A 6,477-nucleotide genomic window follows, 5' to 3' on the forward strand; every position below is an offset into this window, starting at 1 on the left:
GTGAAGCAAAATATGCTGCAGAGATTAATGTTCCTGACCTGCTTTACGGATATATTGTAAACAGCACAATTACCAGAGGTGAAATAAAAAGAATCAATGCTGAAAAAGCTACGGATCTAGGCGGTGTTATAAAAGTCTTCACACATGAGAACAGGGATAGCACCGCCTGGCTAAACTTAAAATACGCCGACATGGATTCGCCCCCCGGCGTTCCATTCAAGCCGCTGCATGATAAAAAAATCAAATACAATGGCCAGCCTATCGCATTGGTTGTAGCAGAAAGCTTCGAACTGGCGCGATACGCGGCGACACTTGTAGAAATTGAATACGATGCTGAAAGTCATTACACTGACCTCCAGGCTAATCTCGGCGAGGCCCGGCCACCAAAAAAAGGACTGGCATCTTTCTTCAAACCCGGACCTCCTAAACCCAAAGGCGATGCTAGCCGGGCCTTCGAAAATTCGACCTTTAAGTCGTCAGGTCAGTTTGTCCATGGCATGGAACATCATAATCCTATGGAGATGTTCGCTTCTACAGTGGTGTACGAAAATGGCGGAAAGCTAACCATTTATGATAAGACTCAGGGAGTGGTAAATACCCAGTTATATGTAGCGAATGTGTTCGGCAAAGCTTTTAAAAACGTACGCGTTATTTCACCGTATGTAGGCGGAGCTTTCGGATCAGCTCTTCGTCCCCAGCATCAGCTCTTTATGGCGGTAATGGCTTCGCTCGATCTTAAACGTTCTGTCCGGGTTAGCATGAACCGGCACCAGATGTTCAGTTTTGGACATCGTCCAGCGACGGTACAAGCTACCTGTTTTGGAGCGGACAACGCAGGCAAGATCCAATCCCTTTATCATAGCGCGATAGGCGAAACATCCCGCTTTGAAGACTATTCCGAGACGGTCGTTAATTGGGCGAATATGATCTACCCTTCTAAAAATGTTGAGCTGGATTACCGCCTAGTGCCTTTAGATGTTGCCAGTCCGATGGACATGCGGGCACCGGGCGGAGCAACGGGCATCCATCCTATTGAATGCACCATAGACGAGCTTGCACACAAGGCAGGAATAGATCCTGTAGAATTCAGGCTTATAAATTATTCAGATCATGATGACAGCAGCGGAAAGCCATATTCAAGTAAAGAGCTGAAAGAATGCTTTCGTCAGGGAGGAGAAAAATTTGGCTGGGAAAAAAGAAATCCGGAGCCACGGTCTATGCAGAGAGATGGCAAGCTTATTGGCTGGGGGATGGCTGTAGGGATATGGGAAGCATTTCATCTCCCAGTCCGCGCTGAGGCCCTTCTTGGAACTGATGGTAAATTAATCGTTTGCAGCGCAACCGCCGATATTGGTACAGGAACTTATACCATCATGGCGCAAATTGCTGCTGACTGCATGGGAATGAATATTGACAATGTAGAGTTCCGGCTTGGTGATACCGATATGCCTCTTGCACCGATCCAGGGAGGATCATTCACAGCAGCCTCAGTTGGAATGGCCGTACAGGCCGCATGTCTTGGCTTACAAAGCAAGCTGCTTAAACAGGCTAAAAAGTTTAAGCCAGACATGTTTCAGAACACCAAAACTGAGGAGCTGGAATTTGCAGCTGATTCTATCAGGATAAAAGGCACTACCGATAATGCCGTATCTCTCGCAGATATTTTGGCTTCCACAGGCCAGAACGAAATTAAAAGCCGGAACACCGGACTACCGGGGGCTTTCAAACAGCGGAAATATACGCGCTGTGCCCACAGTGCCGTATTTGTCGAGGTTGAGGTTGATGAGGACTTCGGGTTGGTAAAAGTAACCCGCATGGTCAACGCTATCGCCGCGGGAAAGATAATCAACCCCAAAACCGCGCGAAGCCAGATCCTTGGCGGGATGGTTTGGGGAATAAGCAAAGCTTTGCGGGAAGAAAGTATTATGGATCACCGTTTCGGAAGGATAATGAATTCCAGTCTGGCGGAATATCACATCCCCGTCAATGCGGATATCAATGACCTCGAGGTTATCTTCGTCGACGAGCAGGATACTGTTGTAAACGATCTTCAGATTAAAGGCGTTGGGGAGATCGGTATTGTTGGGGTACCTCCTGCTATAGCCAATGCAATTTTTCATGCAACCGGAAAAAGGATCAACGATCTCCCTATTACCCTTGATAAAGTTATGGCCTAAGTAGATTGATTGTCGTGATTGCCCCTCTTATTTGGCTTGTTTGTACAAGCACTAAGCACAGCATTACCCTTAATTTTACGCCGTAACATCAAAACATAGCCATGGCGAATTCATTAAAACAGGAAGTTGAGCGGTCCTTTAAAGAGTTGATCTCGTTGTTATCTTCTGTAAAGGAAAAGAACTTTAATTCAGTACCGTTTGAAGATAGCTGGACCGCAGGACAGCTGGCTGATCATCTATTCAAATCCTATGATGCTGTAAACGTTCTCAAAGGCAGAACCGAAGCTCCAGGCAGGCCGTACGACCAAAACGTGCAGGGTTTTAAAGAGGTATTTCTCAATTTTGAAACTAAGATGAAATCCCCTGATTTCATTATCCCCTCGAATGAACCTATTGATAAAGAAAGAATGCTAAGGGGCCTCCGTTCCCGGACCTCCGCCATTGTTCAGATTGCGGAAGAGGACGACCTTTCCCTGCTCTGCCTCGATTTTGAATTCCCTGTAAATGGCCCATTAACCCGATTCGAATGGATAAGCTTCATTAACTTTCACACCATTCGTCATAATCGTCAGCTTACGAACATCATTGCTTCGCTGCGGTCGCAATGACAACTCAGCAGTCAAATTTTGGCGGTTGAAATAAACCCTACCCGCGCATGCCCAAGACTCAAAACCTGTCATCGCGAACGCAGTGAAGTAAAGGATGTCAAAGAACGAACTGGTTTCACGCCAGCTTAATTCCTTCCACAATTTGTACGATTTAAATCGTAAAAAAATAAATTGATAAGGCTTAGCATTCTACCGGTAAAGCTGCTTACCGGATCAAATGTAGTTCAGCATCGCACAGACACCAAAAAATGACCGGAATTGACCGAAACGTGATAGTGGAATGACCGAAACGCGGCAGTCATCGGGCGGAAGCCTCCGCAAAGGTAGCGTCTCCGGGTTTCAGAGTATTCTTCATTACGAGTTGGAGGCGGGTAACCTATCACAACTCTGTAACAGCCTTTTGTCAGCGCTGTACCTGATTCGGGACACTTTCGTAAATTATTTATCTGCCGGGCCACCAGACCCGAACCTGTGACGAATCTGTGTCGAGCCTGTCACGGCACTGTGCCGAAGCAGAGACAAACCTTGCTCAAAGCTGACTCGAACACGACTCGAACACGACTCGAAGCGGACTCGAAGCGGACTCGAACACGACTCGAAGGAATGTCGAAGAGTTGTCGAAGATTCCTCTTCATGTCCGAACGGATGCCGGATGGTTGCCAAAGACCAGTGAATAATTCCCCCACAATTTCACCAATCCATCGAAATAAAAACTAATATTTAATTTTTGTTAAGAATTCGTTAAGAAAAATGCATCCATTCAATGAATTACAATATATGACCATTCCCACGTTATTAGTGTATTAAAATTAAAAGTTTTTTTCCGTTTTCAGGATTTTGTTCATAGTTTCGTTTTATTATTTATAAACTGCAATCGAAACATATTAAAAGACCTTTAATAACATTTCGTACTAACTTGAAATAAAACGAAATACAAAAGGCTAACATATTATCACCCTAAAATTATTCATTATGAACAAAACATTTACTGAACAGTTCGGTAAGGTGCTTTTTCAAATTGTGTTGCATTTGAGCAACCAGTTTGATGCATTGAAGCCAAGCCTGATAAAAAGCCCATACAACAGGTCCCTATCTGTTAAGCTTTTATTGCTGCTCACAATACTGAATTTACCTCCGATGGTGAATTCATCCTTTGCGCAGCAGGCAGAACTTATTACTGTTAGAGGTACTGTGGTTGATAACGGTGATTCCTTACCCTTACCCGGAGTATCAATATCCGATGCACAACGAAAGGTTCTCGCCATTACCGATGTAAACGGGGTATTTTCTATCCGGGTACCGAAAGGTTCCGAAGTGAGGTTCAATTATCTTGGGTATGGTATTTACTCAAGGGTTTATTCAACAAACCAGGCAGGGATAACTATACGTTTGACGGCTTCATCAAACACTATGAGTGAGGTTGTAGTGACAGCACTTGGAATCAAGCGTGAACAAAAATCACTCGGTTTCGCCACCTCGGTAATCGATAGCACGGCCCTTACAAATGCTGTTTCAAGTAACTGGACCGATGCGCTTTCAGGCAAAGTTGCCGGTTTAAATCTTGTTCGTAACAGCGGTCCTGGTGGTTCGAACAAGATCATCCTTCGTGGTGAGAATAACCTTACCGGTGATAATGAAGCGCTGATCGTCATTGATGGCGTGGTTGCCAGCGCCAGCAGCGCCCGCAGAGGATCTCCTTCCGGAGGTGTTTATGGTACCTCAGGCGATAATATGCCGGTGGATTATGGAAGCGCCGTAAACGACATAAATCCCGATGATATTGAGAGTGTAACCGTTCTGAAAGGACCCGGAGCATCTGCCCTTTACGGACAACGCGGAGCAAATGGCGCAGTCCTGATCACAACCAAATCAGGAAATGCAAAACGAAAAACAGTAGGTATCAATTTCACCTCAAACACAACCTTTGAAGAAATTAACCGTCAACCTGAGCTGCAAAGGGAATATGGACAGGGGCTTGGTGGCGCAGCTTATTATTCGAGGAACCCATCAGCAGATGGTCCTAATACCAATGGGACAAGTTCTGCCTGGGGACCAAAATTTGATGGGCAGTCTTACTTCCAATATGATCCGGCACTGCAAAATACCGGCTTAGTACGTACACCATGGGTTGCGAAGGAAAACCCGATAGATGCTTTCTTCAGAACAGGGAATGATGTCAATAACTCGCTTAGCCTTGACGGAAATGTAAAAAACACGGCGCTTCGATTTTCAATAAACCACAATGAAAACAATTGGATTGCACCAAACACCGGGTTCGACCGTACTTCGGTCGGCTTATCGGCAAATTCAAAGATCACTGATAAGCTTACGGTTAATGTAAAAGCTAAATACGATAACAAAAATAGCGACAACCTGCCCACGACCGGTTTTGGTAATCAGGCTTATATGTACTGGGTATATTTTTCGCAGCCTAACGTTGATCCAAACTTTTACCGGGATTATTGGGTTCGGGGAAGGGAAAATTTCCAGTTTATTAATATTACTACAACCACACTTGAGTCGCCCTGGGCTATATCTAATGAATATTTAAATACTCAGAACCGTAATGGAGTTCTCGGTAATATCCAGGCTTCCTATCAGCTCGCGAAAGGGCTGGTGGCACAATTACGCACATCACTTGATTTAAACAAGAATGTAACAGAGCAGCTTCGCCCTTACGACGCCGCCGGAACGAAATTCGCGCAAGGCTCATACCGTATACAAAATGCCACTACTTATGAGCAGGAGTCAAATGTTATGCTTAAGTATGACCGCGAGATCAACAAAGATATCACTCTAAGTGTAACAGGAGGAGGCAGTACTCTGAAAAACGAATACAGAAAAGGCGAAAGCAGGGCGGACGGTTTGAAAGTTCCGGCTGTTTTCGATCTTACTAATAACATAAATCCAATCATTTCAGTCCCTGATACTACCAGATACGAATTTGTTAGTGTTTATGGGTTGATTTCAGCCTCGTATAAAGACTACCTGTTTTTGGATGTTACCGGTCGTCAGGATTGGAGCAGCGTTCTGGCTTCGCCGCTGCGGTCGAGCAGCGTAGGTTTCTTCTACCCGTCTGTAAACATGGCCTTTGTGCCCTCAGATCTTTGGGACATGCCGAAAACCTTCGATATGGTTAAGTTAAGAGCATCCTATTCTCAAGTAGGTAGCGGTAGTACTGTTCCGTACCGTACAGCATATAACTATATTCCTGCTAACAACGGATTGTATCCAAATGGCTCTACAACTAATCCCACCCTTCTTCCAGCATTAGATCTTAAACCGCTTATGACCACAACTTTTGAAGTGGGAACAGATGTACGGATGTTTAGGAACCGCTTGAATGTTGACGTTGCTCTATATATGGGAAATACCAAGAACCAGATCCTTAGCCGAGTAGTTGACCGTTCTTCAGGATATGCGAGCGCAGTTATCAATGCCGGCCGAATCGACAATCAGGGTATTGAAGTCGGCATAAACGGAACTCCTATACAAACAAAGGGTCCAAACGCATTTAAATGGACACTTTCCACCACATTCTCTGCTAACCGAAATGAGATAAAAGAGTTGCTTGACAGCTCGGTAGTGCTTCGGAACAGTCCTTTCGGAAATGCTCAGGTAGTTGCAAACATTGGCGGAAGTATGGGAGATATGTTCGGACTTGGATTCCTTCGTTCACCGGATGGGCAGAT

At 45.0% G+C, this 6,477-nt stretch carries 3 protein-coding genes; all 3 read left to right on the forward strand.

Features of this window, described 5'->3' with window-relative positions; translation table 11 throughout:
* Positions 1 to 2,177, forward strand: a 2,177-nt coding sequence (locus WKF69_RS17990; RefSeq protein ID WP_340383684.1) for a xanthine dehydrogenase family protein molybdopterin-binding subunit, incomplete at its 5' end; no start/stop codon positions are given.
* 101 nt (positions 2,178 to 2,278) lie between these two features.
* Positions 2,279 to 2,785 (forward strand): DinB family protein, encoded by a 507-nt coding sequence (locus WKF69_RS17995; RefSeq protein ID WP_340383686.1) that lies wholly within the window; start codon positions 2,279 to 2,281, stop codon positions 2,783 to 2,785.
* A 972-nt stretch (positions 2,786 to 3,757) separates the two neighbouring features.
* Positions 3,758 to 6,477: SusC/RagA family TonB-linked outer membrane protein (locus WKF69_RS18000; protein WP_340383688.1), on the forward strand; the 2,720-nt coding region annotated here is incomplete at its 3' end.

This window comes from Daejeonella sp. (genome assembly GCF_037719425.1).
GTDB lineage: Bacteria > Bacteroidota > Bacteroidia > Sphingobacteriales > Sphingobacteriaceae > Daejeonella.